The sequence below is a fragment of the Stenotrophomonas sp. FSL W7-1447 genome (genome assembly GCF_037966425.1).
GTDB classification, from domain to species: domain Bacteria; phylum Pseudomonadota; class Gammaproteobacteria; order Xanthomonadales; family Xanthomonadaceae; genus Stenotrophomonas; species Stenotrophomonas pavanii.
Window position 1 is genome coordinate 1,608,716 of the sequence record NZ_CP150199.1, and the last position, 25,914, is coordinate 1,634,629.

Annotated in this window: 18 protein-coding genes and 3 tRNA genes; 12 read left to right on the top strand and 9 right to left on the bottom strand. The window is 68.1% G+C overall.

The window, feature by feature from the left end:
• The first annotated feature begins 96 nt into the window (after positions 1-96).
• Positions 97-585 (top strand): bacterioferritin, encoded by a 489-nt coding sequence (bfr, locus tag NSQ78_RS07425; RefSeq protein WP_005415872.1) that lies wholly within the window; start codon positions 97-99, stop codon positions 583-585.
• 411 nt (positions 586-996) lie between these two features.
• Here bfr and parC read toward each other — a convergent pair whose 3' ends face one another.
• Entirely contained in the window at positions 997-3,240 is a 2,244-nt protein-coding gene (gene parC / locus NSQ78_RS07430; protein ID WP_049464954.1) for a DNA topoisomerase IV subunit A, read from the bottom strand.
• Positions 3,241-3,300: 60 nt separating this feature from the next.
• Positions 3,301-4,182: a helix-turn-helix transcriptional regulator gene (locus NSQ78_RS07435; RefSeq protein WP_049464952.1), complete on the bottom strand. Its 882-nt coding sequence runs from the start codon at positions 4,180-4,182 to the stop codon at positions 3,301-3,303.
• A gap of 172 nt (positions 4,183-4,354) precedes the next feature.
• On the opposite strand from NSQ78_RS07435, the gene emrR reads away from it, so the two are divergent.
• Genes emrR through emrB form a run of 4 tightly spaced genes read left to right on the top strand, consistent with a single transcriptional unit; the run spans position 4,355 to position 9,075 of the window.
• Entirely contained in the window at positions 4,355-4,798 is a 444-nt protein-coding gene (gene emrR / locus NSQ78_RS07440) for a multidrug efflux system transcriptional regulator EmrR (RefSeq protein WP_014646521.1), read from the top strand.
• Positions 4,795-6,288 (top strand): multidrug efflux transporter outer membrane subunit EmrC, encoded by a 1,494-nt coding sequence (emrC, locus tag NSQ78_RS07445; protein ID WP_053505916.1) that lies wholly within the window; start codon positions 4,795-4,797, stop codon positions 6,286-6,288. Before emrR ends, emrC begins: the two co-directional genes overlap by 4 nt.
• Positions 6,289-6,299: 11 nt before the next feature.
• Positions 6,300-7,481: a multidrug efflux MFS transporter periplasmic adaptor subunit EmrA gene (emrA, locus tag NSQ78_RS07450; protein ID WP_049464945.1), complete on the top strand. Its 1,182-nt coding sequence runs from the start codon at positions 6,300-6,302 to the stop codon at positions 7,479-7,481.
• Between the two features lie 7 nt (positions 7,482-7,488).
• Positions 7,489-9,075, top strand: coding sequence for a multidrug efflux MFS transporter permease subunit EmrB (gene emrB, locus NSQ78_RS07455; RefSeq protein ID WP_049464943.1), 1,587 nt, complete (start codon positions 7,489-7,491; stop codon positions 9,073-9,075).
• Positions 9,076-9,230: 155 nt separating this feature from the next.
• Here the strand turns inward: emrB and NSQ78_RS07460 are convergent.
• Together NSQ78_RS07460 and NSQ78_RS07465 are read right to left on the bottom strand one after the other, a co-directional pair.
• Positions 9,231-9,315 (bottom strand) — tRNA-Leu (locus NSQ78_RS07460).
• A gap of 50 nt (positions 9,316-9,365) precedes the next feature.
• On the bottom strand, positions 9,366-10,265 hold the full coding sequence (locus NSQ78_RS07465; RefSeq protein ID WP_064237994.1) for a LysR family transcriptional regulator: 900 nt from the start codon (positions 10,263-10,265) through the stop codon (positions 9,366-9,368).
• Positions 10,266-10,364: 99 nt separating this feature from the next.
• Here NSQ78_RS07465 and NSQ78_RS07470 point away from each other — a divergent pair, with 99 nt between their 5' ends.
• Positions 10,365-11,111, top strand: a complete 747-nt coding sequence (locus NSQ78_RS07470; RefSeq protein ID WP_049470799.1) for a sulfite exporter TauE/SafE family protein — start codon at positions 10,365-10,367, stop codon at positions 11,109-11,111.
• Between the two features lie 56 nt (positions 11,112-11,167).
• On the opposite strand, the gene NSQ78_RS07475 is transcribed toward NSQ78_RS07470, so the two are convergent.
• Together NSQ78_RS07475 and NSQ78_RS07480 are read right to left on the bottom strand one after the other, a co-directional pair.
• Positions 11,168-11,252 (bottom strand) — tRNA-Leu (locus NSQ78_RS07475).
• 205 nt (positions 11,253-11,457) lie between these two features.
• A tRNA-Leu gene (locus tag NSQ78_RS07480) sits at positions 11,458-11,542 on the bottom strand.
• Between the two features lie 128 nt (positions 11,543-11,670).
• Between NSQ78_RS07480 and rnr the strand changes: the two genes are divergently transcribed.
• From rnr to rlmB, 3 genes are all read left to right on the top strand, one after another.
• Positions 11,671-14,136, top strand: a complete 2,466-nt coding sequence (gene rnr / locus NSQ78_RS07485; RefSeq protein ID WP_064237995.1) for a ribonuclease R — start codon at positions 11,671-11,673, stop codon at positions 14,134-14,136.
• Between the two features lie 93 nt (positions 14,137-14,229).
• A complete protein-coding gene (locus NSQ78_RS07490) occupies positions 14,230-14,712 on the top strand; it encodes a GFA family protein (RefSeq protein WP_053463544.1) in 483 nt (160 codons plus the stop codon).
• Between the two features lie 159 nt (positions 14,713-14,871).
• Positions 14,872-15,615, top strand: a complete 744-nt coding sequence (rlmB, locus tag NSQ78_RS07495) for a 23S rRNA (guanosine(2251)-2'-O)-methyltransferase RlmB (RefSeq protein WP_049467010.1) — start codon at positions 14,872-14,874, stop codon at positions 15,613-15,615.
• Positions 15,616-15,681: 66 nt separating this feature from the next.
• Here the strand turns inward: rlmB and NSQ78_RS07500 are convergent, their stop codons facing one another.
• The 3 genes from NSQ78_RS07500 to NSQ78_RS07510 are packed head-to-tail and all read right to left on the bottom strand — an operon-like array spanning position 15,682 to position 20,326.
• Complete coding sequence (locus tag NSQ78_RS07500; RefSeq protein ID WP_064237996.1) at positions 15,682-17,133, bottom strand: TolC family protein; 1,452 nt, start codon at positions 17,131-17,133, stop codon at positions 15,682-15,684.
• Positions 17,130-19,088: a MacB family efflux pump subunit gene (locus tag NSQ78_RS07505; protein WP_064237997.1), complete on the bottom strand. Its 1,959-nt coding sequence runs from the start codon at positions 19,086-19,088 to the stop codon at positions 17,130-17,132. Before NSQ78_RS07505 ends, NSQ78_RS07500 begins: the two co-directional genes overlap by 4 nt.
• On the bottom strand, positions 19,085-20,326 hold the full coding sequence (locus tag NSQ78_RS07510; RefSeq protein ID WP_064237998.1) for an efflux RND transporter periplasmic adaptor subunit: 1,242 nt from the start codon (positions 20,324-20,326) through the stop codon (positions 19,085-19,087). Before NSQ78_RS07510 ends, NSQ78_RS07505 begins: the two co-directional genes overlap by 4 nt.
• Positions 20,327-20,530: 204 nt before the next feature.
• Here NSQ78_RS07510 and NSQ78_RS07515 point away from each other — a divergent pair, with 204 nt between their 5' ends.
• The 3 genes from NSQ78_RS07515 to NSQ78_RS07525 all read left to right on the top strand — a co-directional run bounded on the left by NSQ78_RS07515 (position 20,531) and on the right by NSQ78_RS07525 (position 25,878).
• Positions 20,531-21,259 carry a response regulator gene (locus NSQ78_RS07515; RefSeq protein ID WP_005408779.1) on the top strand — a complete coding sequence of 243 codons (729 nt, stop codon included), beginning with the start codon at positions 20,531-20,533 and terminating at the stop codon, positions 21,257-21,259.
• Between the two features lie 6 nt (positions 21,260-21,265).
• The gene (locus tag NSQ78_RS07520) at positions 21,266-22,675 is read left to right on the top strand and encodes an ATP-binding protein (protein ID WP_064237999.1); all 1,410 of its coding nucleotides are present in this window, start codon (positions 21,266-21,268) and stop codon (positions 22,673-22,675) included.
• Between the two features lie 176 nt (positions 22,676-22,851).
• Positions 22,852-25,878: a ligand-binding sensor domain-containing diguanylate cyclase gene (locus NSQ78_RS07525; protein WP_053505187.1), complete on the top strand. Its 3,027-nt coding sequence runs from the start codon at positions 22,852-22,854 to the stop codon at positions 25,876-25,878.
• Positions 25,879-25,914 lie beyond the last annotated feature (36 nt).

Sequence of the window (25,914 nt, forward strand, 5' to 3'; positions counted from 1 at the left end):
ATTGTAGCCGCAGGCGCAACTGCGACTGATTCCGATTAGATCACCGTCGCCGGAAATGCGTCACCCTATGCCGCATCGATTCACAGGAGCCCCCCCATGAAAGGCAACCCGGACGTCATCGCCTGCCTGAAGGAACTGCTGCGCGGCGAGCTTGCTGCGCGCGACCAGTACTTCATCCATTCCCGCCGCTATGAGGACCAGGGCCTGTTCGCGCTGTACGAGCGCCTGAACCACGAGATGGAAGAGGAAACCCAGCATGCCGATGCGCTGCTGCGCCGGATCCTGTTCCTGGGCGGCGACCCGGACATGCGCCCGCATGCCACCGAGCCCGGCAAGACCGTGGAGGAGATGCTGCAGAAGGATCTCGATACTGAATACGCCGTTCGGAACAATCTCGCCGCCGGCATGAAGCTGTGCGAGGAGAAGGGTGACTACGTGAGCCGCGACATCCTGCTGGCGCAGCTGAAGGACACCGAAGAAGACCACGCCTGGTGGCTGGAACAGCAGCTGGGCCTGATCAAGCGCATCGGCCTGGAGCTGTACCAGCTGAGCAAGATCGACGGCAGCGGCGCCCCGGCGCACTGAGCCGGCACCGCTCTTTTCGGTAGAGCGGAACCAATGCCGGGCTGCCTTCCGGTAGAGCCGACCGCTGGTCGGCTGGTTTGCAGAAAGCAGCCGACCAGCGGTCGGCTCTACCAGAAGCGGGAAACAGCCGACCAGCGGTCGGCTCTACCAGGAGCCAAAGGCAGCCGACCAGCGGTCGGCTCTACCAGAAGCACAGCGTTCTGTCGCCCGCCAGCACCGGAGCACCGCGAGCCCGCTTTCGCCCGCCAGCCGCTCCACCGCCCGCCAGTCGACAACGAAAAAGCCGGGGAATGCCCCGGCTTTTTCGTGCCTGACGTCCGTCACAGCGTGCCAACCAAGGCTGACACCTGCCAGGAGCGATAGTCCGGGGTCAGAGCCCGTTCCGTTGGAACGGGATCCGACCCCAAGCCCTCACTCCACCGACAGCCCTTCCACCTTCTGCCAGCCGCGCGGCAGCAGGTGGCCGCGGGTGGCGCGGGCGCCGAGATAGGCGTCGAGCTCGTTGAACTTCAGGCCCATCGTGCGCTGGCCGCTGCGCACCTGCAGGGTCTGCCCCGGGCTGATCGCCACGATGGCGACCACGCGTTCAGTGGCGAGCTTGGCCTTCGGGATCTCGATGATCTTGTTGCCCTTGCCCTTGTCCAGTTCCGGCAGGTCGTTGGCGGCGATCGCCAGCAGGTTGCCCGAACTGGTCACCGCCACGATGCGGTCGGTGGCGACGTTGGCGACCACCGACGGGGTCAGCACCGACGAGCCCGCCGACAGGTTCAGCATCGCCTTGCCGGCCTTGTTGCGGCCGATCAGGTTCTCGAAGCGGGTGACGAAACCGTAACCATGGCTGGAGGCCAGCACGAAGCGGGTGTCCGGCTCGGCGCTGGCCAGGGTCACGAAGCTGGTGCCCGGCGCCGGCGAGAAGCGGCCGGTCAGCGGTTCGCCATTGCCTCGTGCGGAGGGCAGGGTGTGCACCGGCGTCGAGTAGGCGCGGCCCTCGCTGTCGAGGAACGCGACCTGCTGGGTGCTGCGCGCGCGCACCGCGCCCTGCAGTCCGTCGCCTTCGCGGTAGGACAGGGCCGATGCATCGACGTCGTGGCCCTTGGCGGCGCGGATCCAGCCCTTCTCCGACAGCACCACGGTCATCGGCTCGCTCGGCACCAGCTCGGTCTCGTCGATCGCCTGCGCGGCCTGGCGCTGCACCAGCGGCGAACGGCGTGCGTCGCCGAACTTCTTGGCGTCGGCGGTCAGTTCGTCGCGGATCAGTTTCTTCAGCTTGGCCTTGCTGTCCAGGATGCCGAGGATCTTCTCGCGCTCCTTGGCGAGTTCGTCCTGCTCGCCGCGGATCTTCATCTCCTCCAGGCGGGCCAGCTGCTTCAGCTTGGTTTCCAGGATGTACTCGGCCTGTTCCTCGGACAGGCCGAAGCGCGCGATCAGTGCGGCCTTCGGTTCGTCCTCGGTACGGATGATGTGGATCACCTCGTCCAGGTTGAGGAAGGCGACCAGCAGGCCTTCCAGCAGGTGCAGGCGGCGCTCGACCTTCTGCAGGCGGTGCTGCAGGCGGCGGGTCACGGTGTTGCTGCGGAAGACCAGCCATTCGCTGAGCAGCATCTTCAGGTTCTTCACCTGCGGACGCCCATCCAGCCCGATCACGTTGAGGTTGACGCGGTAGCTGCGCTCCAGGTCCGTGGTCGCGAACAGGTGGCCCATCAGCTGGTCGGCGTCGACGCGGTTGGAACGCGGCACCAGCACCACGCGCACCGGGTTGGCGTGGTCGGACTCATCGCGGATGTCCTCCAGCCACGGCAGCTTCTTGGCGCGCATCTGTGCCGCGATCTGCTCGATCACCTTGGACGGCGACACCTGGAACGGCAGGGCGGTGACCACGATGTTGCTGGCTTCCTTGGTGAAGGTCGCACGCGCACGCACGCTGCCGTTGCCGGTCTCGTAGATGGTCCGCAGGTCGTTGGCCGAGGTGATGATCTCGGCGCTGGACGGGTAGTCCGGGCCCTGCACGTGTTCGCACAGGTCGCGCACGCTGGCATCGGGGTTGTCCAGCAGGTGCAGCAGTGCGCTGACGATCTCGTTGAGATTGTGCGGCGGCACGTCGGTGGCCATGCCCACGGCGATGCCGGTGGTGCCGTTGAGCAGCAGGTGCGGCAGCCGTGCCGGCATCCAGGTCGGCTCCTGCAGGGTACCGTCGAAATTCGGTGCCCAGTCGGTGGTGCCCTGGCCCAGCTCGCCCAGCAGCACTTCGGCGATCGGGGTCAGCTTGGATTCGGTGTAACGCATCGCCGCGAACGACTTCGGGTCGTCGCTGGAGCCGAAGTTGCCCTGGCCTTCGATCAGCGGGTAGCGGTACGAGAACGGCTGCGCCATCAGCACCAGCGCCTCGTAGCACGCGCTGTCGCCGTGCGGGTGGTATTTACCGATGACGTCACCGACGGTGCGCGCGGACTTCTTCGGCTTGGACGCGGCATTCAGGCCCAGCTCGCTCATCGAATAGATGATGCGGCGCTGCACCGGCTTCAGGCCGTCGCCGATGAACGGCAGGGCGCGGTCCAGGACCACATACATCGAGTAGTCGAGGTAGGCGCGCTCGGCGTACTCGCGCAGCGGCAGTTGTTCGAATCCGTGGAACACGGGGCGGGCAAGTTCGGTCATGCGGCGTTGTTACCTGTTGTCGGGAGGCGGCGACGGCGGTCGCCGCTCGCAATCCTGTGATTATCCGGATGCGGCGGGGGATGCCAAGCCGCGTGCAGGGTCCAGCCCGGTTTCCAGGCCGTGCCCGGCCCGCGCCAGGTAGCGCCCGGGGGGCAGCCCGAAGTGGCGGCGGAACACGGTGACGAAGGCGCTGGCGCTGCTGAAGCCCAGCGCGTGGGCGATGTCGGCCACGCTGCGGCCGTCGGTCAGCTGGCGCAGGGCCTCGGCCAGGCGTGCCTGCTGCCGCCATTGGGCGAAGCTGAGCGTGGTCTCATCGCGGAAGTGGCGGGTCAGGCTGCGCGGCGACAGGCCGGCCCAATGCGCCCATTCGGCCAGGCTGCGTTCGTCGGACGGATCGGCCAGCAGCTGCGAGGCGATCTTCAGCAGGCGCCGGTCGTGCGGCATCGGCAGGTGCATGCGCTGGCGCGGCGCGGCGCGGATCTCGTCCAGCAGCACGTCGATGATGTGCTGGCGCTCGGGCGTGGTGGCATCGCCCAGCGGCCATTCGCAGATGCGGTCGGCCAGCGCCTGCGCCAGTTTGGACAGTCCCAGCACGCACGGATCGGCAGGCAGGGTGGCGCAGGCGGGCGCGGCCAATGCCATGCCCCAGCCGCGCAGCGGGCCGTCGAGCGTGACCGTATGGGGCTCCAGCGGCGGCATCCAGCCAGCCGAGCCCGGCGCCAGCGACCAGGTGCCATGCGAGGTGCGGGTGGTCAGCAGGCCGCGTTCGACGCAGATCAGCTGGGCGCGCTCGTGGTGGTGCCAGTCGACCTCACGGGCCAGGCCCTGCTGGCTGTCGAAGCGGAAGGCGATGACCGGCGGGCCGTCGTTGCGCTCGAACCAGTCCAGTGCCTCATCCCTGAGCAGGCGCTTGGGAACCTGAATTTCTGCCTTGTTCATCATGTCCGCTGGCTGAAATGTGACATCCATTGGCTGGATTGTACTACCGGGCCACCTGAGCAGATCATTAAGGTAGGCGCCTTCACTGATCGAGCCCGCTGCTGCAACACAGCATTCGATGCCAGATCGAATATTTCCATTGAGAAATATTTTTTTTGGAAGAGAATGCTCCCCCATGATCTGTCCTGCAACCACTCCCCCCAGCTTCGGCCTGCTGCTGCGCCAGGTGCGCGACGGCCTGGTGCGCCAGCTCGACGCGTCCATGGCGGAAGAAGACCTGGGAATCGGCTTCACCCATTACATCGGGTTGAAGGTGCTTTCCCACATGGCGCCCTGCACCGCCAACGAACTGGCCCAGGCCATCGACCAGGTGCCCAGCGCGGTGACCCGCCTGCTGGACAAGCTGGAGGCGCTGGGCTGCGTCCGCCGCGAGGCGCATGCGCAGGACCGGCGGGCGCTGCAGATCGTACTGACCGACGAAGGCCGTGCGTTGTGGGCGCGGCTGAAGCTGCGCGGCGACGCGGTGATGGATTACGCGCTGCGTGATCTTTCCGCCGACGAGCGCACGCTGCTGCTGTCCCTCCTTACCCGAATCCGCGATTCACTGACGACCCCATGAACCCGATCCCGCATTCCACTTTCCGCCGGTCCGGGCGCGCGCTGCTGGTGTCAGCGCTGGCGCTGGCCCTGGCCGCCTGCGCAAGCAGTCGCGGCCTCAACCCGCAGGGCCACGTGCTTGACGTGGACAGCCTGCACAGCGAACGCACCCTGGCCGACACCGACCTGAGCGCCACCGGCTTCCCGGCGCAGGACTGGTGGAAGGCACTGGGCGATGCGCAGCTGGACGCACTGGTCGCCGAAGGCCTGGCCGGTCATCCGAGCCTGGACGCCGCCGACGCGCGCCTGCGCCAGGCCCAGGCCCAGGTCGGTACCGCGCGCGCCGACGAGCTGCCCAGCCTGTCGGTATCCGGCGGCTACACCGGCCTGCGCCTGCCCGAGTCGATGGTCGGCAGCGAGATGGGCGGCCGCTATGGCGGCAGCAGCCAGGTCGCCTTCGACTTCAGCTACGGCGTGGACCTGTGGGGCGGCAAGCGTGCCGCCTGGGAAGCAGCGGTGGACGGCGCGCACGCCGCCACCGTTGAAGCGCAGGCCGCGCGCCTTAACCTGTCCACCGGCATCACCCAGGCCTATGCCGACCTGGCCTACGCGTGGCAGCTCAACGACGTGGCCGAGGAAGAGCTGAGCCGCTCGCAGAAGTCACTGGAACTGACCCGCCAGCGCCGCCGCGCCGGCATCGACAGTGACCTGCAGGTGCGCCAGGCCGAGGCCCGCGTGCCGGCCGCCCAGCAGCAGGTGCAGGCGGCGCAGCAGCGCATCGATGCGGCGCGCACCGCGCTGGCCGCGCTGGTCGGCAAGGGGCCGGACCGCGGCCTGTCGATCCAGCGCCCGCAGCCGCTGAACCCGCTGGCGCTGCAGCTGCCGGGCGTGCTGCCCAGCGAACTGCTGGGCCGTCGACCCGACATCGTGGCCGCACGCTGGCGCGTTGAAGCGGCCGACAAGCAGATCAAGGTCGCCAAGACCAAGTTCTACCCAAGCTTCAACCTGACCGCGCTGGCTGGCGTGGTCGCCCCGAACGTGGGCGACCTGCTGAAGAGCAGCTCCACCTTCGCCTACATCGGCCCGGCGCTGAGCCTGCCGATCTTCGAAGGTGGCAAGCTGCGCGCCAACCTGGCCAACACCGACGCGCAGTACGACCTGGCGGTGGCCAACTACAACCAGACCGTGCTCGATGCGCTGCGCGATGTGGCCGACCAGGTCAACGCGGTGCGCTCGCTGGCACAGCAGGCGCAGTCGCAGCAGCAGGCGGTGGACACCGCACGCGCTGCCTTCGACCTGGCCCAGCAGCGCTACCGTGCCGGCATCGGCAGCTACCTGGACGTTCTGAGCGCGCAGTCCACCCTGCTGCAGTCGCAACAGCAGCTGGCCGGCCTGCAGTCGCAGCAGGTACAGACGTCGGTGCGCCTGAGCAAGGCGCTGGGCGGTGGTTTCGTGCCCACTGACGCCGACCGCGCCCCGATCGCCTCCCGTTCCGAATCCTCGCATTCCTGAAGACTTCCGCCATGAGCCAGACCCAAGACACTGCGGCCCCGGCCGCCCCCAACCGCCGCGGCAACCTGCTGCGCGGCCTGTTCGTGATCGTCGTGCTGCTGCTTGCCGCACTGGCGCTGTGGTACTTCATGTTCGGCCGTTGGTTCGAAGAAACCGACGATGCCTACGTGCAGGGCAACCTGGTGCAGATCACCCCGCTGGTGGCCGGTACCGTGGTCGCCATCAACGCCGATGACGGCATGCGCGTGGAGCGCGGCCAGCTGCTGGTGCAGCTGGACCCGTCCGACACCTCGGTGGCGCTGCAGCAGGCCGAGGCCAACCTGGCCAAGACCGTGCGCCAGACCCGTGGCCTGTACCGCAGCGTGGAAGGCGCGCAGGCGGACTTGAATGCCCGCCAGGTGACCCTGAAGCGCGTGCGCGAAGACTTCGCCCGCCGCAAGGATCTGGCCGCCACCGGCGCCATCTCCAACGAAGAACTGGCCCACGCCCGCGATGAGCTGGCCGCTGCCGAAGCGGCCGTGGCCGGTTCGCGCGAGACCGTCGAGCGCAACCGCGCGCTGGTCGACGACACCGTGATCGCCACCCAGCCGGATGTGCAGGCGGCCGCCGCGCAGCTGCGCCAGGCCTTCCTCAACAACGCCCGCGCCGGCATCGTCGCGCCGGTCACCGGCTACGTTGCCCGTCGTTCGGTGCAGGTCGGCCAGCGCGTGCAGCCGGGCAATGCGCTGATGGCGGTGGTGCCGACCGAGCAGATGTGGGTCGAGGCCAACTTCAAGGAAACCCAGCTGCGCCACATGCGCCTGGGCCAGGAAGTGGAGCTGAAGTCGGACCTGTACGCGGGTGACGTGAAGTACAAGGGCCGCATCCAGAGCCTGGGCCTGGGTACCGGCTCGGCGTTCTCGCTGCTGCCGGCGCAGAACGCCAGCGGCAACTGGATCAAGATCGTGCAGCGCGTGCCGGTGCGCATCGCCATCGATGCCAAGCAGCTGGCCGAGCACCCGCTGCGCATCGGCCTGTCGATGAAGGCCGAAGTGAGCCTGCGCGACCAGAAGGGCGAAGTGCTGCCCAGCGCCCCGGCCAAGGGCACCGTGTTCGATACCGACGTGTACGCCAAGCAGCTGCATGATGCCGACGAGGTGATCCACACGATCATCCAGGGCAACCTGCCGCAGCAACAGGCAAAGGTGGGCTGAGGTCGCCATGTCCGCACAAGCTCCAGCCGCACCCGGCGCTCCGGGTGCACCGGCGGCGCCGGGTGCGGCCTCCGGGTTCCTGCCGCCCAGCGTGGCCCTGTGCACCGTGGGCCTGGCGATGGCGTCGTTCATGCAGGTGCTCGACACCACCATCGCCAACGTTTCGCTGCCGACCATCGCCGGCAACCTGGGGGCCAGCTCGCAGCAGGCGACCTGGGTGATCACCTCGTTCGCGGTCAGCACGGCCATCGCGCTGCCGCTGACCGGCTGGCTCAGCCGCCGCTTCGGCGAACGCAAGCTGTTCGTCTGGGCCACGCTGGCCTTCGTCATCACCTCGCTGCTGTGCGGCCTGGCGCAGAGCATGGGCATGCTGGTGCTGTCGCGTGCGCTGCAGGGTTTCGTCGCTGGCCCGATGTACCCGATCACGCAGTCGCTGCTGGTCTCGATCTATCCCCGCGAGAAGCGAGGGCAGGCGCTGGCGCTGTTGGCGATGATCACGGTGGTGGCGCCGATCTGCGGCCCGATCCTCGGTGGCTGGATCACCGATAACTACAGTTGGGAATGGATCTTCCTGATCAACGTGCCATTGGGCATCTTCGCTGCGCTGGTGGTGGGCAACCAGCTGAAGGGGCGCCCGGAGCAGATCGAGAAGCCGAAGATGGACTACGTCGGCCTGGTCACCCTGGTGATCGGTGTCGGTGCCTTGCAGCTGGTGCTCGACCTGGGCAACGACGAGGACTGGTTCTCGTCGATGAAGATCGTGGTGCTGGCCTGCGTGGCCGTGGTGACGCTGACGGTGTTCCTGATCTGGGAGCTGACCGACAAGGATCCGATTGTCGACCTGAAGCTGTTCCGGCACCGCAACTTCCGCGCCGGCACGCTGGCGATGGTGGTGGCCTACGCGGCGTTCTTCAGCGTGGCGCTGCTGATCCCGCAGTGGCTGCAGCGTGACATGGGCTACACCGCGATCTGGGCGGGCCTGGCAACGGCGCCGATCGGCATCCTGCCGGTGATCATGACCCCGTTCGTAGGCAAGTATGCGTCGCGCTTCGACATGCGCATGCTGGCCACGATCGCCTTCATCGTGCTGTCGATGACCAGTTTCCTGCGCTCGAACTTCAACCTGCAGGTGGACTACATGCACGTGGCCGGCGTGCAGCTGATCATGGGCATCGGCGTGGCACTGTTCTTCATGCCGGTGCTGCAGATCCTGCTGTCGGACCTGGATGGGCGCGAGATCGCCGCGGGCTCGGGCCTGGCCACGTTCCTGCGTACGCTGGGCGGCAGCTTCGCGGCCTCGCTGACGACGTGGCTGTGGGCGCGGCGTACCCAGGTGCACCATGCCGACCTGACCGAACACATCTCGGCCTATCAGCCCGGTATGCAGGACCAGGTCACCGCGATGGGGCAGGGCGACCTGCAGCACGGTGCGGCGGTACTGAACAACATGATCAACCACCAGGCGTCGCAGATGGGCTTCAACGACATCTTCTTCCTGCTCGGCTGGATCTTCCTGGCGATCATCACCTTCCTGTGGCTGGCCAAGCCGCCGTTTGGTGCGGGTGCCGGTGCCGCTTCGGCCGGTGGGCATTGATCGATCCGTGCCGTTGAAACGCAGAAACCCCGCCGCAAGGCGGGGTTTTTCTTTTGGGGGATGCACGCCATGCGTGGATCGATCTCGGGGCGTGTGGATTCCCTGGCCCCGGAAACGAAAAAACCCGCTTTCGCGGGTTTGATCATCTTGAGTCGTGGTGCCCAGGAGAGGACTCGAACCTCCACGGTTTTACCCGCTAGTACCTGAAACTAGTGCGTCTACCAATTCCGCCACCTGGGCGACTCAGGAGGTGAATTGTGCGGGACCACAGCAGATGTGTCAACAACATTTCACGCTTTTTTCTGCGGCTGCACGCCCAGGTGCAGCAGCAGGCTGCGCATCGCCGGTGACAGCTGCGCCCACTCGGCAAAACAGGCGCACAGGCGGCGTTGTGCCCATGCATCGGAGAGCGCTACGCCGACGGCGCGCGTGCTGCGCCGATGCTGTCGGGCGATGGTCCGCGGCACGATACCGACACCGATGCCGTGGCCGACCATGATGCACACGCCTTCGAAGGTCTTCATGCCGATGCGCACGTCCAGCCGGCGCCCGATGTCGAGCGCCCGGTCTTCGATGTAGGTCTGCAGTGCATTGCCATCGGCCAGGGCAACGAAGGTCTCTCCGGCAACCTCGGCAAAAGCCAGGCTGCGCCGGGTCGCGAAGCGGTGGTCGGCAGGCAGCAGCATCACCAGGGGATCATCGGCGACCACGTGTTGCTGCAGGCCGGCAGCGTCGACCGCATCGCTGATGATGCCGGCCTCGGCCTGGCCCGCGTTGATCGCACGCACGACCTCGGGGCTGGTGCGCTCCAGCAGTTCCACGTGCAGGCGTGGGCGCTCGGCCAGCCACGGCGCGAGCCGCGAGGGCAGGTAGTTGGTCAGCGCAGCGGTGTTGGCGTACAGATGCAGGGTGCCGCGCGCACCCTGCGCGAACGCCTGCAGTTCACCGCGCAGCTGTGCCTGCTGCTGCAGGATCAGGCGTGCATGGTGGGCGAGGGCGGCACCGGCTTCGGTGAGGCTGACGCCGCGCGGATGCCGGTTCAACAGCGCGGTGCCGGCATCGGCTTCGATCGTGCGCAGGCGCTCGCTGGCCGAAGCCAGTGCCAGGTTCGCCTGCGCTGCGCCGGCCGTGATGCTGCCGGCCTCGGCGATCGCAAGGAACAGGCGCAGGTCGGCGATATCCATCCGCATGGGGTGCCCTCATCGCAACGGCTGAGCCTTCGGATCAGCCGAAGGCGAGGCCGGGAAGACCGCATTGTGCGCCTGGCGACGGCCCGATCCAATGACGGCATGAATGAATCGACGTACTTCTATCTGTTGCTGGTGGTGGTGTTCGTGCTGGCCGGCGTGGTCAAGGGCGTGACAGGCATGGGGTTGCCGACGGTGGCGATGGGCCTGCTGGGCAGCACCCTGTCACCGGTGGCGGCGGCGTCGATGCTGTTCATTCCGACCTTCGTCACCAATGCATGGCAGCTGTTGTCCGGACCGTCGCTGGGTCGCATCGTGCGCCGACTGTGGCCGATGATGCTGGCGGTGGTGGGGGTGACGCTGGGTTCAGCGGCGCTGCTGGTGCGGGTCGATCGCACCGCATCGCGCATTGCACTCGGCGTGGCGCTGGTGGTCTATGCCGCCTATGCGCTGCTTGCGCCGGTGTTCCGCGTGCCGCAGCGTCGCGAGCGCTGGCTGGGGCCGCTGGTGGGGGCACTGTCGGGCGTGGTGACCGGGGCCACCGGCGTGTTCGTGATGCCGGCAGTGCCGTACCTGCAGTCGCTCGGGCTGCAGCGCGACGAACTGGTGCAGGCGCTGGGGCTGGCGTTCACCGTGTCGACGATATCGCTGACCGCCGGACTGGTGCTGCACGGTGCATTCGGTATCCAGCAACTGGGCCTGAGTGCACTGGCCGTGCTGCCGGCGTTGCTGGGCATGTGGCTGGGGCAACTGATCCGGCAGAGGATCAGCGCACGGGTATTCCGCGCCTGCTTCCTGGGGTTCCTGCTGCTGCTCGGGCTGGAGCTGGTGCTGCGGCCGTTGTTCTGATGCCGGATTCCGGGCATGAAAAAACCCGCTTTCGCGGGTTTTTCTCATTCTCGACGTGGTGCCCAGGAGAGGACTCGAACCTCCACGGTTTTACCCGCTAGTACCTGAAACTAGTGCGTCTACCAATTCCGCCACCTGGGCGCCGAGGAGCGAGATTATGGGGTGCCGTGACGGGGGTGTCAACACTTTTCGTGGGCCTGGGGGTGGACCCCGTTTCGCCTGCGGGATGGGCTATGACCCCATCCCACTCGCTTGGGGTCAGAGCCCTTTCCTTCGGAAAGGGATCCGACCCCGCTGCCGGATCACAGGCAAAAAAAATCCCCGCCGAAGCGAGGAGTTTTTTCGTTGGTGCCCAGGAGAGGACTCGAACCTCCACGGTTTTACCCGCTAGTACCTGAAACTAGTGCGTCTACCAATTCCGCCACCTGGGCGTTCCAGAGGCGCAATTGTGAAGATGAATCCGCAGGCTGTCAACGACTTCCTGAATATTTTTGACGCGATCGCCTGAAGGCGACCGCTGACCCGTTCTGCACGCCACCAGCGGCTACCATGTAGGGCGATGACTACCAAAAAACCAAGCAAGGGCGGGAAGCCATCCCGCGGCCAGGCCCCGAACAAAGGCGCCAAGGCGGGCGCAGCCCGCACCACCAAGCCGGGCAAGCCATTGCCGGGCTGGTTTCCCGAATTGAATGAAGGCAGCGCACCGCCGCGCGGCCGCAAGGCCCGAGGCGCCGACGCCGCAGCACCCGGCCCGGCCCCGGGCCGCAAGCTGCCGCCGGCCGGCAAGGTGATCGACGATCCCTATGCCGCACGCGAAGCCGAGAAGTACGAACAGCCCATCGCCAGCCGCGAGGCCATCCTGGCCCTGCTGGAGCGTTGCGAGGGGCCGCAGACGGCAGAGGAACTCGGCGCACGCCTGGGCCTGACCGCCCCGGACCGTGCCGAAGCACTGTCGCGCCGGCTCGGCGCCATGGTCCGCGATGGCCAGCTGGTGCAGAACCGCCGGGGCGGCTTCGCCCCGATCCAGACCCTGAACCTGGTCACCGGCGTGGTGATCGCCAACCCGGAAGGATTCGGTTTCCTGCGTCCGGTCGAGGGCGGCGACGACCTGTTCCTGCCGCCGTATGAAATGCGCAAGGTCATGCACGGTGACAAGGTGCTGGCCCGCGTGACCGGCATCGACCACCGTGGCCGCCGCGAAGGCAGCATCGCCCGCGTGCTGGAGCGCGGCATGACCCGCCTGATCGGCCGTTTCAGTGTCGAGATGGGCATCAATTACGTGGTGCCTGACGACAAGCGCGTGCAGCGCAACGTGCAGGTGCCGCCGGACCAGACCGGCGGTGCGCGCGATGGCCAGCTGGTGGTCTGCGAACTGACCCAGGCACCGGACAGCCGCCGTCCGCCGATCGGCCGCATCATTGCCGTGCTCGGCGACAAGCTGACCGCTTCGCTGGTAGTGGAAACCGCCATCCACGGCCATGAGCTGCCGTTCGAGTTCCCGCAGGAGGTGCTGGACGAAGCCGCCTCGGTGCCGCTGGTGGTCGAGCCGGCGATGATCGGCGACCGCGTCGACCTGCGCAGCACGCCGCTGGTCACCATCGACGGTGAAGATGCCAAGGACTTCGACGACGCGGTGTACTGCGAGCCGAATGCCGATGGCTTCCGCCTGGTGGTGGCGATTGCCGATGTCTCCAATTACGTCCGCCCCGGCACGCCGCTGGACGAAGAGGCGCAGAAGCGTGCCACCTCGGTGTACTTCCCGGGCTTCGTGGTGCCGATGCTGCCGGAGACGCTGTCCAACGGCATCTGCTCGCTGATGCCGAAGGTGGACCGCATGTGTTTCGTCTGTGACATGCAGATCGACCGCGATGGCCTGGTCACGCATTCGCGCTTCTACGAAGCCGTGATGAACTCGCACGCGCGCCTGACCTACACCCAGGTGTGGAAGGCGGTGGGCGAGGACGATGCCGAGACCCAGGCCTGGATGGGGGATCTGTTGCCGCACGTGCAGCGCCTGCACCAGCTGTACAAGGTGCTGTCGAAGGCGCGCGCCAAGCGCGGCGCCATCGAGTTCGAAAGCAGCGAAGTGCGCTTCGTGCTGGACAATCGCGGTGAAGTCACCCAGGCAGGCATGCTGGTGCGCAACGACGCGCACAAGCTGATCGAGGAATGCATGATCGCGGCCAACGTCGAGGCGGCGAAATACCTGCTGTCGCGCCACGTGCCGGCGCCGTACCGCATCCACGAGAAACCACCGGAAACCAAGTACGCCGACCTGCTCGAATTCCTCAAGGAGTTCAAGCTGAGCCTGCCGCCGTGGTCGAAGGTGCGCCCGGGCGATTACACCAAGCTGCTGAAGAAGATCCGTGACCGCCCCGATGCCACGCTGCTGGAGTCGGTGCTGCTGCGCAGCCAGAGCCTGGCCATCTACAGCCCGGAGAACCACGGCCACTTCGGCCTGGCGCTGGAGGCGTACGCGCACTTCACTTCGCCGATCCGCCGCTACCCCGACCTGCTGGTGCACCGCGCGATCAAGCATGCGCTGTCCGGCAAGCCACTGGACAAGTTCACCTACAACGCCCGCGAGATGGCCGCGCTGGCGCTGCAGTGCTCCGAGCGCGAGCGCCGTGCCGACGAAGCCGAGCGCGAGGTCGACGAGCGTTACCGCGCGGCGTGGATGGAAAAGCACGTCGGCGGCCAGTTCGACGGCGTGATCAGCGGCGTGACCAGCTTCGGCCTGTTCGTGGAGCTGGACGAGTCGAAGGTGCAGGGCCTGGTGCATGTCACCCAGCTGCCGCAGGACTATTACAAGTTCGACGCGACCCGCAAGACGCTGACCGGCGAGCGCCGCGGCAGCAGCTACCGGCTGGGCGACCGCGTACGCATCCTGGTGCTGAAGGCCAGCATGGAAGAGCGCAAGATCGACTTCCGCCTGGTCGAACACAAGGGTGAGGACGAGGGCGAAAGCCTGCCGCCGCTGCCCGAGCGTGGCAAGCCGGCCAAGCGGAAGAAAGAGAAGTATTGATGGCCGTGGTAGTGCCGGCCGCTGGCTACATCCATGGCACCCTCGGCACCGACGGGTTGTAGGCCAGCGGCCGGCACCACCAGGAGACATCGCATGCAGGGCCAACCCGAATACAGCGGTGGCTGCCAGTGCGGCGCGATCCGCTTCCACGTGCGTGGCGCGCTGACCGACAGCTCGATCTGCCACTGCCGCATGTGCCAGAAGGCCTTCGGCGCCTACTACGCGCCGCTGGTGTCGGTGCGCGGCGTGCAGTTCAGCTGGACCCGCGGCCAGCCGCGCCATTTCCAGTCATCCAACGTGGTCCGCCGTGGCTTCTGCGGCGACTGCGGCACGCCGTTGACCTACGAGGCGCCTGATGGCGTGGCCGTGGCTGCCGGCGCATTTGACGAACCCGAGCGCCTGCCGCCGAGGATCCAGTACGGGATCGAGCGCAAGCTGCCGTTCCTCGACAGCCTGGCCAGCCTGCCGGCACGGCGTACCGAGGAGGACCTCGCTGCGCTGGATTTCCTGGCCACCCTCGAGTCCCACCAGCATCCCGACCACGACACCCCGCACTGGCCGCCGCGCAGCCGATGATCCACCTGCAGGCCGAGCCCACGCTCGGCTGCTCTGGGTCCAGGCTTCGTCGGCCCCCGCCAGCCGAGCAGGGGCTCGGCGCTACAGCGGGGCGGCCGGTCGCAGCGCCCGGCCTGCCGATGCTCTACCATAGCCACCCCCTTTCCGGTCCCCGCCCGCATGAGCAAGAACAGCCAGTGGATCGTCGGCGTCAACGCCGTCGCCTCCTCCATCGAGAACGACGCCGAGAACGTCCGCGAAGTGCTGGTCGAGGCCGGTGCGAAGAATCCGCGCCTGACCGAGATCGAGGAGAACGCCCGCCGCAAGGGCATCGACGTGCGCAAGGTGAACGCCCAGGCACTGGACGGTGTCGGCGGTTCGGTGCGGCATCAGGGCGTGGCCGCGCGCTATGCCGCCGCCCGCACCTACAGTGAGAACGAGCTGGAAGGCCTGGTCAGCGCGGCCGAGGGCAAGGCCCTGCTGCTGGTGCTGGACGAGGTGCAGGACCCGCACAACCTCGGCGCCTGCCTGCGCTCGGCCGCGGCCGCCGGTGCCACCGCGGTGATCATCCCGAAGGACAAGTCGGCCACGGTCAATGCCACTGTGCGCAAGACTTCGGCCGGCGCCGCCGACCTCATCCCGGTGGTGGCAGTGACCAACCTGTCGCGCTGCCTGAAGGACCTGCAGAAGCAGGGCGTGTGGATCTACGGCCTGGCCGGTGAGGCCACCGCCTCGCTGTACCAGCTGGACCTGAAGGGCAACATCGCCCTGGTGCTGGGCGGCGAAGCCGACGGCCTGCGCCGGCTGACCCGCGAGAACTGCGATGGCCTGGTCAAGATCCCGATGCCGGGCGAAATCGAGAGCCTGAACGTTTCGGTCGCCGCCGGCGTCAGCCTGTTCGAGGCCGTGCGCCAGCGCGGTTGACCGGCCAGCGCGATGTGATCGGGGTCAGATTGCTTTTCCAATGGGAAAAGGAATCTGACCCCTTTTTCATGTCCCGCGTCGACCCGCGCTGCCGCCCAGTGCCTTGAACAGGGTCACGTCGTTGTTCAGCTGGCCCTGGCGCGCACGCGCCAGCGACAGCTCTGCGTCGCGCCGGGTCTGCTGCGCTTCCAGCCAGGTGCGCAGGTCGGTGGCGCCCACGCGGTAACGCACTTCCTGCGCGCGCTCCACTTCCACCGCTTCGTCGTACGAAGCCTGCGAGGCCGCCACCTGGCGCGCCAGCTGCTCGCGGGCCGACAGTGCGTTGTCCACTTCCGAGAGCGCGGTGTACAGCGTCTTGCGGAAATTGGTCGCGGCGATCTGGTAGGCGGTGCCGGCGATATCGGTATCCAGCTGCGCACGCTGCAGGTTGAGGAAGGGAAGCGACAGTCCGGCCCCGAGCGTGGCGACCGGGTTGCGCAGCACATCACCCAGCGACGTCGCGCTGGAGCCCAGGCTGCCGGTCAGGCTCAGCGCCGGATAGTACTGGGTGGCAGTGACCTTGATCGTCTTCAGGCTGTTGCGCAGGCGCAGTTCTGCCGCACGCAGGTCGGGCCGGCGGCCGAGCAGGTCGGTCGGCAGGCCTTCGGCGATGGGCGGACTGCGTGCGCCCAGCAGGTCCTGCGGCTCGTCCTGCTGCGGCCACGGCGTGCCGTCCAGCAGCACGGTCAGCGCATTGCGTACCTCCACCCGCTGCTGTTCCAGCGCACTCTGCGCCGAGCGCTGCGACTGCAGGTTCTGCAGCGCCTGGCGCACTTCCAGGCGCGATACCGCGCCGGCGTCGAAGCGGGCCTGCACCAGTTCCCGGGTGCGTTCCAGGCGCTCCAGGTTGGCCTGGCCGGTGGCGATCGACTGGTTGAGGTAAGCCAGGTTCCAGTACTGGGTGATGGTGTCGCCGATCACCAGCAGGGCGGTGTTCTGCCGGTCTTCCTCGCTGGCTTCGGCCTCCCAGCGGGCGATGTCGCGCTGGGTCCGCAGGCGCCCCCACAGGTCCACTTCCCAGCCCAGCGAGACGCCGGTGGAATAGCTGCGGCGCCAGTCATCGGGCTGGTCGGTGGCGCGGCTGGCGCTGCCGCTCACGCCGGAGGACGAAGGCTGCGGCCACAACGCGTTGCTGGCCAGGCCGGCCTGCAGGCGCGAGCGCTGCACGGCCAGGCCGGCGGCGGCCAGATCGCTGTTGGCGGCCAGCGCCTGCGCCACCAGGCGGTCCAGGCGTTCATCGCCGAAGCCGGTCCACCAGGTGTCCTGGCGGATGTCGCGGCCCGGTGTATCCAGGCTGCTGCGCGGGTCGTCGGCCGGCGCGTTGAGGGTGGCATCGCCACGCCCATACTGCGCCGCCACGGCCGGGTCATGCACCGGGTAGCGGCCGACCGACGCGCAGCCGGACAGGGCAAGTACAACGGCACCGGCCAGCAGCAGGTGCCGGGGAGCGGGGAAGGGCAGTCGGATCATCTTCTTCATTCGCGGGCCAGGGCCTCCACCGGATCGAGTTGCGCAGCGTTGCGTGCGGGCAGGAAGCCGAACGCCACGCCGATCAGGGTCGAGCAGGCGAACGCCGCAACGATCGAGGCCGTGGAGAACAGCACCTGGAAATCGCTGGCGAAGCGGCCGATCATCGAGCCCAGCAGCAGCGCCAGGCCGATGCCGAGCACGCCGCCGAGCAGGCACACCAGCACCGCCTCGATCAGGAACTGCTGGCGGATATCACTCTGACGCGCACCCACCGCCATGCGCACCCCGATCTCGCGGGTGCGCTCGGTGACTGACACCAGCATGATGTTCATCACGCCGATGCCACCGACCAGCAGTGCGATGGCGGCGATGGCACCGATCAGCAGGGTCATCGTGCGCGTGGTCTGCTCGATGGTTTCGCGGATTTCGGCGCTGTTGCTGAGGAAGAAGTCCTCGGTGCCATGGCGCAGGGTCAGCAGGCGGGTAATTGCCTCCTGCGCCGCATCCATCGGCGTGTCGTCGTCCACGCGCACGGTGATGCTGGACACGTGGCTCTGGCCGAGCATGCGCGACATCACCGTGGTGTACGGCACCCACACACTGAGGCTGGTGCTGCCACCGAAACCGAAGCTCTGCCGCTTGGCCACGCCCACCACGCGCGCCGGCACGTTGCCGAGCAGGATCACCTGGCCGACCGGATCGACATCCGGGAAGAACTGGGCCTGGGTGTTCTCGTCGATCACCGCCACCTGGCCCAGGCCCTTCACCGCGTCGGCATCGAAGAAGCTGCCGCTGAGCAGGGTCACGCCCTTGACCCGGAAGAACTGCTCGCCCACGCCGCTGACCTGCGCGGTGGACGACTGGTTGCGGTAGCGCGCGGTGACCGAGGTCGACACGCTGGGCGTGGCGCTGTCCACGTAGCTCTGCCTTGCCAGCGCATCGGCATCGCTGGCCTTCAGTGTCTGCACCCGTGCCGAACGCATGTCGCCGAAACCACGACCGGGGTAGACGTCGATGGTGTTGGTGCCGAGCGCGCTGATGTTCTGCAGGATCTGCTGCTGCGAGCCGTTGCCCAGCGCCACCACCGACACCACCGAGGCGATGCCGATGATGATGCCGAGCATGGTCAGGAAGGTGCGCAGCCGATGTGCGTTCATCGCCAGCAGGGCCATGCGGAACGCTTCGGTGAAGCGGTCGCGTGCCGCCCGCCAGCTGTTGCCGTGGGCGACGCCGGTGCTGGCCTCGCGCTGTGCGCGGTAGCTCGGTGCGTTCGGATTGGCGCGGTCGGCGATGATCTCGCCGTCGCGGATCTCGATGATGCGCTGCGCGTGTTCGGCCACGTTCATGTCGTGGGTGACGATGATGATGGTGTGGCCTTCGGCATGCAGCTCGCCGAGGATGGCCATCACTTCCTCGCCGGATTTCGTGTCGAGCGCGCCGGTCGGCTCGTCGGCCAGGATCACCTCGCCACCGTTCATCAGGGCACGCGCGATCGACACGCGCTGCTGCTGGCCACCGGACAGCTGGCCCGGCTTGTGATGCATGCGATCACCCAGGCCCAGGCGCTGCAGCAGTTGCTCGGCACGCGCGTTGCGCACGGCACCGGGGCTGCCGGCATACACCGCCGGCACTTCCACGTTGCCGCGCGCATCCAGGTCGCCGAGCAGGTGGTAGCGCTGGAAGATGAAGCCGAAATGCTCGCGGCGCAGTTCGGCCAGTTCGTCCGGCTGCATCCGTCCGGTTTCGCGGCCGGCCACCTGGTAGCTGCCGCGGGTGGGGCGGTCGAGGCAGCCGAGGATGTTCATCAGCGTCGACTTGCCCGAGCCGGACTGGCCGACGATGGCCACCATCTCACCGGCGTGGATGTCCAGATTGACGTCGCGCAGTACGGCGATCACCTCGTCGCCGGCCGGGAATTCACGTCGCAGGTCGCGCAGGCGCAGCAGCGGCGCCGTCGTGCTCATCGGCGCCCCATGCCCGGGCCACCGACCCGCATCGGCATGCCGCCGCGGTTGCCGCCGCTGGCACCGGCACCGGCGGCGCTGGCTTCGCCGACCACCACGCGCTCGCCTTCCTTCAACCCCGACAGGATCTCGGCGGAGGCGCCATTGTTGATGCCCACCGTAACCTTGCGCGGCTGCGGCTGGCCCTTGTCGTCCAGCACCCGCACCATGCGCTCGTTTCCACGGCGCTTCGGCCCCAGCGCCACCGCCGGCACCGTCAGCACGCCCTTGGCCTGCTTGAGCAGTACCGAGACCTGCGCGGTCATGTCGATGCGCAGCGTGCCGTCGGGATTCTCCACGTCGAACAGCGCGTTGTAGTAGACCGCGCTGCTGGAACTGGAACTGGACGAACTGCTGGAGCTGGAGGAGCTTTCGTTGGCGATCGAGGCCGGCGCCGGATTGATCTGGCGCAGCGTGGCGTGATACTTGCGATCCGGATCGCCCAGGGTGGTGAAGTACACCGGCATGCCGGGCTTGATCTTGACCACGTCGGCTTCGGAGATCTCGGCATTGACGGTCACCACGTCCAGCCGCGCCAGCATCACGATGGTCGGTGCGGTCTGGTTGGCGTTCACGGTGCGGCCTTCTTCGGCCACCACCGCCACCACGGTGCCATCCATCGGCGCGGTGATGCGGGTGTAGGCCAGGTTGGCGCGGGCGGTGCCCAGCTCGGTTTCGCGGCCCTTGATCTGTGCCTCATAGGACTGCAGCTGGGCCCGGGCGGTCTTCAGCTGCGCCTCGGCGGCATCGTACTCCTGGCGCGAGGTGGCCTCGGCGGCCAGCATCTGCTGCTGCCGCGCGAATTCCAGTTCGGCCTGGCGCAGGGTGGCCTGCTGCACGGCGCGCTGCGCGGTGACCTGGTCCAGCGAGGCCTGCGCGTTGAGCACCTGATTCTGCTGGGTGGTGGCGTCGATCTCGGCGATCAGGTCGCCTTCCTTCACCGTATCGCCCAGCTGCACCTTCAGCGACTTGATCTGGCCCGAGGCCTGCGCGCCGACGCTGACCAGCTTGTAGGCATCGATCACGCCGGTCGCGTCCACGGTCTGCTCGATGTCACCGCGGCTGACCGGCGAGGTGGCCACGGCCGGGGCGGTGGGCTTGCGCAGCAGCCACCAGGCGGTGGCGGCGACGATCAGGGCAAGCAGGGCGATCAGCATCAGGCGACCCCGGCGGGTCGCGGGCAACAGGCGGAACGTCACGTGGTGGCTTCACTCTCTGGACCGCGCGGGCGGCGTTGGCAGGCATTGTGAAGACCGGACGATGGACCGCTCAATCCTCGGGGTATGTCTGTGTGTAACACTGTCGGTGAATACGCGTAACCACAGGTATCCCGTCCCCGGGTGGATACACTGGTACGCATTGCCCCGGATGCGGTTCAGCTGCCGACACGGGATGATCGCGACATGGAGACTGAAAACACGATGCATCGACTGCTGATCGTCGACGACGACAACGACATCCGCACGCTGCTGGCCGAGCAGCTCGGCCGCGCCGGCTACCAGGTGAGCACTGCCGCCGATGGCACCGCCATGCGCCAGCTGCTGGACCGCGAGCACGTGGACCTGATCGTGCTCGACCTCAACCTGCCGCGCGAGGATGGCCTGACCCTGTGCCGCGACCTGCGTGCGCGCTCGAACACGCCGGTGATCATGCTCACCGCCCGCGCCGAGCCGATCGACCGCGTGCTGGGCCTGGAAATGGGCGCCGACGACTACCTCGCCAAGCCGTTCGAGCCGCGTGAACTGCTGGCGCGCATCCGCAACGTGCTGCGCCGGACCGAGGCGCTGCCGGCCAACCTGGAACCGCTGGCGGTGCGCCGCGCGCGTTTCTCGCGCTGGGTGTTCGACCTGGAGCATCGCCACCTGGTCGACCCGGATGACCGCGTGGTGGTCCTGTCCGGTGCCGAGTTCCGCCTGCTGCGGGTGTTCATCGCCCACGCCAACAAGGTGCTGTCGCGCGAGCAGCTGGTCGCGCTCAGCAGTGGCCGCAACTATGAGGCACAGGATCGTGCGATCGACCTGCAGGTCAGCCGCCTGCGCAACAAGCTGGGCGATGACGGCGGCCCGGACGGGCTGATCAAGACCGTACGCAACGAAGGCTACGTGCTGGCCTCGTCGGTCAACCTGGAATAAGCGGCGATGAAACGCCTGCGCCATTTCCTGTCCTCGATGGTCGGGCGGTTGTTCGTGATCCTGCTGCTGGGCATGGCGGTGGCGGCGATCGGCGCGACCATGCTGGCCACGTCAAAGCGCCAGCAGGAATTCGAGCGGCAGAACCTGAACCGGATCGCCGACCGCCTGCAGGGCTACGTCAACCTGCTGGACGGCAATCCGGAGCTGCGTGAGCGCCTGCTGGCGATCGGCGGGCCAAGCGTGCGCGCGCTGCAGCCGGGCGCCCGGCTGGGACGCGCTGACACGGCGCTGATGGAAGTGCTGGAAGACCGGCCGGGGCCGGTGTCGCGCGCACATGTGCACTTCACTTCATTCCGCTCCTGCATTCCCAAGCTGCAGGACCTGCTGCCGCCACCGCCGCCGGGCCATCGGCGGCCACCGCGCGAACGCGATCCGGCCTTCATCCCGCCCAAGTGCCGCGCGGTGGACGTGACCCTCAACGACGGCACGCTGCTGAAGCTGGCGCTGGACTCGCCGGCAGTGGCGCACAACGGCATCCTGGCCGTGGACCCGTGGTTCCTGACCCTGCTGGTGCTGGCGATCGCGGTGCTGGCCTACATCGTTGCGCGCATGGCCAGCGCGCCACTGCAGGAACTGGCCGCCGCCGCCGAAGACCTCGGCGATGACCTGCAGCGCGACCCGTTGCCCCTGCGCGGGCCGCGCGAAGTGCAGCGCGCCGCCGAAGCCTTCAACGCCATGCAGCACCGCCTGCAGCGGCACCTGGCCGAACGCACGCAGATGCTGGCGGCGATCACCCATGACCTGCAGACGCCGTTGACGCGGCTGCGCCTGCGCCTGGAGAACGTCAGCGACGAGACCCTGCGCGAGCGCCTGATCGGTGACCTGGCCGCGATGCAGGCGCTGGTGCGCGAGGGCCTGGAACTGGCCCGCAGTGCCGAGAGTGCCGAGCAGCGCGCCGCACTGGACCTGGATTCGCTGCTGGAGAGCATTGTCGAGGACACCGCCGAAGGCGGCGCCGATGTGGTCTTCGAAGGCGGCAGCGGTGCGGTGCTGATGCTGCGGCCGCTGGCCATGCACCGCCTGTTCTCCAACCTGGTGGACAACGCGGTGATGTATGCGCAGCGGACACGGGTGCGGGTCGAGCGCAGCGGCGGTGCGATCACCGTGGTGGTGGCCGACGATGGCCCCGGCCTGGCCGAGGAGCAGTTGGAGGCGGTGTTCGATCCGTTCGTGCGGGTGGAAACCTCGCGTTCGCGCGAGACCGGCGGTGCCGGCCTGGGCCTGACCATTGCCCGCGCCCTGGCCGAAAAGGACGGGGCCCGGCTGTGGCTGCGCAACCGGGCCGAAGGGGGCCTGGAGGCGGTGGTGCAGTGGCCGGCCAGTGCCCAGGTGGTGGCGCCCGGCCGCGCCGGCTGAGCCGGGGCGCCGCACGCGGTGACGCCCGGGCCGGGGTTTGGCCTATCATCTGCGCATCTCCCCAGCCTCTCCCCGATGAGCCAGCCCGTTCCTGCCGGCATGCCAGTGCGCGCTGCCCGGTTGTTCCTGCACGCTGCCGCGTCCTGCAGCCGCACCTGGCCGCCGCCGCCGCGCTGATGGGCGGGCAGGGGGATCAGGGGCGCTGGGTGGAGCGCCGCGCATCAGCCATCCAGCGGGCACTGCGACAGGGCCTGCTATGGCTGCTGCTGGCCCTGGCGCTGCCACTGGCTGCGCAGGAGGGCGCACCGCCGCTGCGCGACTACGCCATCGACGTATGGACCTCGCGCAATGGCCTGCCGCACAACTCGCTGCGCGACATCGCACAGACGCCGGAGGGCCATCTGTGGTTCGCCACCTGGGAAGGGCTGGTGCGCTACAACGGCCTGGATTTCACCGTGTTCGACCGCAGCACGCGCCCGGGCCTGCGCGACAACGGCATCGGCGCGCTGTTCGTCGACCGCCAGGGCGGGCTGTGGATCAGCGACTCGCGCGGCAATGTCAGCCACCGCGGCAGTGATGGCCAGTGGCGGGTCTGGGAGCACCAGGCGGATACGCCGCAGGTGCTGATCCAGTCCATGCAGATGGACAGCCAGGGCCGGCTGTGGCTGTTGTACGAAGGCAAGGGCATCGGCTATCTGACGCCGGACTCGGGCATCGTCTACCGGGCGCCGGCGGCCGACCTGCCGATGGCGATGAGCTTCACCAGGCTGGTGGTTGATGCGCAGGACCGGGTCTGGGTCGGCACGCTCGACGGGCTGGTGCTGCGCGACAACGACGGTGTACTCAAGCGGGCGCCTGCGGCGTGGGGGCTGGGCGCCGGCACTGGCCTGTCGTGGCCGTACCGCGCGCCGGACGGCGCGTTGTGGATCGTCGCCGGTGAGCGCCTGTACCGGGTGGAGGACGATCGGCTGGTGCTGGTGCACCGCCTGCCCGGCCAGCTGCACATGACCTCGATGCTGCAGGACCGGCACGGCGACCTGTGGCTGGGCACCGAGAACCAGGGGCTGCTGCGCATCTCCGGGCACGGCCTGGAGCGGCTGCCGGCCGGCCTGAACCTGCCGGGCGGACGCGTGGTCAGCCTGCGCGAGGATGCCGAAGGCAGCATCTGGGTGGGTGCCAATGGCGGCCTGTACCGCCTGCGCGAGACACTGTTCAGCAGCTACACCGAGCGCGACGGGCTCAGTGGCGACTACGTGCGCACGGTGTTGGAGGACCGCGACCGCCAGCTGTGGGTCGGCAGTGCCAGCGGGCTTGACCTGCAGACCGCCGATGGCCGTTTCCGGGCGATGCCGCTGCACAACCGCGGCGGCAAGGCACCGTCGGTGCTGAGCCTGGCGCAGGGGCCCGATGGTGACCTGTGGGTGGGAACATTCGGCGATGGTGTCTACCGGCTCGGCCGCGACGGCCAGCTGCGCCACAACTACGCGGCCGCCGATGGCATGCCGGGCGGCAACATCCGCGCGATCAGCGTTGATCCGCAGGGCGTGGTCTGGGCCGGCACGCAGAAGGGCGTGGTACGCATCGACGGCGACCGCGTGCAGGTCTCGGACGTGCCCGGCATGCCCGGCGGCCTGATCACCGCGCTCGAGCATGACCATCAGGGCAACCTGTGGATCGGCACCATCGAAGGCATCCGCGTGCTGCGCGGCGACCACGTGCAGTCGATCGACCTGGCGCCGCTGGGCGGCGGCCGCAGCGTGTTCGGCTTCCACCAGCTGGGCGACGCGATGTGGATCAGCAGTGATCGCGGCCTGTACCGCTGGCGCAATGGCAGGCTGGCACGGGTTGGCCTGGAGCAGGGCATGCCAGTGGATGCGGTGTTCCAGCTGGTGCCCGATCGCCTTGGCAATGTGTGGATCAGCAGCAATCGCGGTGTGCTGCGCACCGACATGGCTACCCTCAACGCGGTCGCCGACGGCCGTACGCCGCGGGTGGTGGTGGAGCGCTACAACGAGATCGACGGCATGGCCAATGCACAGGCCAACGGCAGTTCCGGTCCATCGGCGATCCTGCGCCAGGATGGCACGTTCTGGGTGGTCACCGCCGGCGGCCTGAGCACGGTCGACCCGCAGCGCCTGCAGCGCTTCCGCGAGCGTCCGTCACCGCCTGCGGCGATCGAAAGCGTGCAGGTGGATGGCGCGCCGGTGCATTGGGAAGGACCGGAGCGCAACGCCATTCCCGGCGGTCGCCGGCTGGCGGTGAGCTACGTCGGCCTGAGCTACCTGATGTCCGACCGGATCCGCTACCGCACGCGGCTGGACGGGCTCGATGCCGGCTGGGTCGAGCGCGGCCCGCAGCGCAGCGTCGAGTTCGTCGGCCTGCCGCCGGGCGACTACACCCTGCACGTGGCGGCGGCGCACCCGGGAGGCACCTGGGGCCAGCAGGAGGCAGTGTGGAGCTTCAGTGTCGAGCCGTTCTGGTGGCAGCGCCGCAGCGTGCAGGTACTGGCGGGGCTGTTGCTGCTGGGCGGCCTGGTGGCGCTGTACCGGCTGCTGCTGCAGCAGCTGCAGGCCAGCAACCTGCGCCTGGCGCGGCGAGTGGACGAAGCGACCTTCGACCTGCAGGCCAAGACCGTGCACCTGCAGGCGCTGAACCAGGAAAAGACCGAACTGGCCGAGCGCCTGGCGCGGCAGGCCGAGGCGTTCGAGCGGCAGGCCCGCGAAGACGCCCTGACCGGCCTGGCCAACCGCCGTGGCTTCGACGAGACGCTGGCGCGTGATTTCGCCCGCTCGCAGCGCAGTGGCCATCCACTGTGCCTGGTGGTGCTGGACATCGACCACTTCAAGGCCGTCAACGATCGCCACAGCCACAGCATCGGCGATGCCGTGCTGGTGCAGGTGGCGACGTTGATCGCTGCGGCCTGCCGCGACTCCGACCTGCCGGCGCGCACCGGCGGCGAAGAGTTCGCGCTGCTGCTCAACGACACCCGCCTGGAAGAGGCCGCACAGCTGTGTGCACGGCTGCGTGGCCTGTTCCATGACCACCCGGACTGGGCCGGGGTGGCAGGACTGCGCGTGACCTTCAGCGCCGGCCTGGTGGAGCTGGACGCCGACGACCGCACCCCGGCGCTGCTGTACCAGCGCGCCGACCGCGCGCTGTACCGCGCCAAGAGTGACGGCCGGGATCGGACGAGCATTGGGTGAGTTCATCCACGCATGGCTTGGCGCTACGGGTGTTGC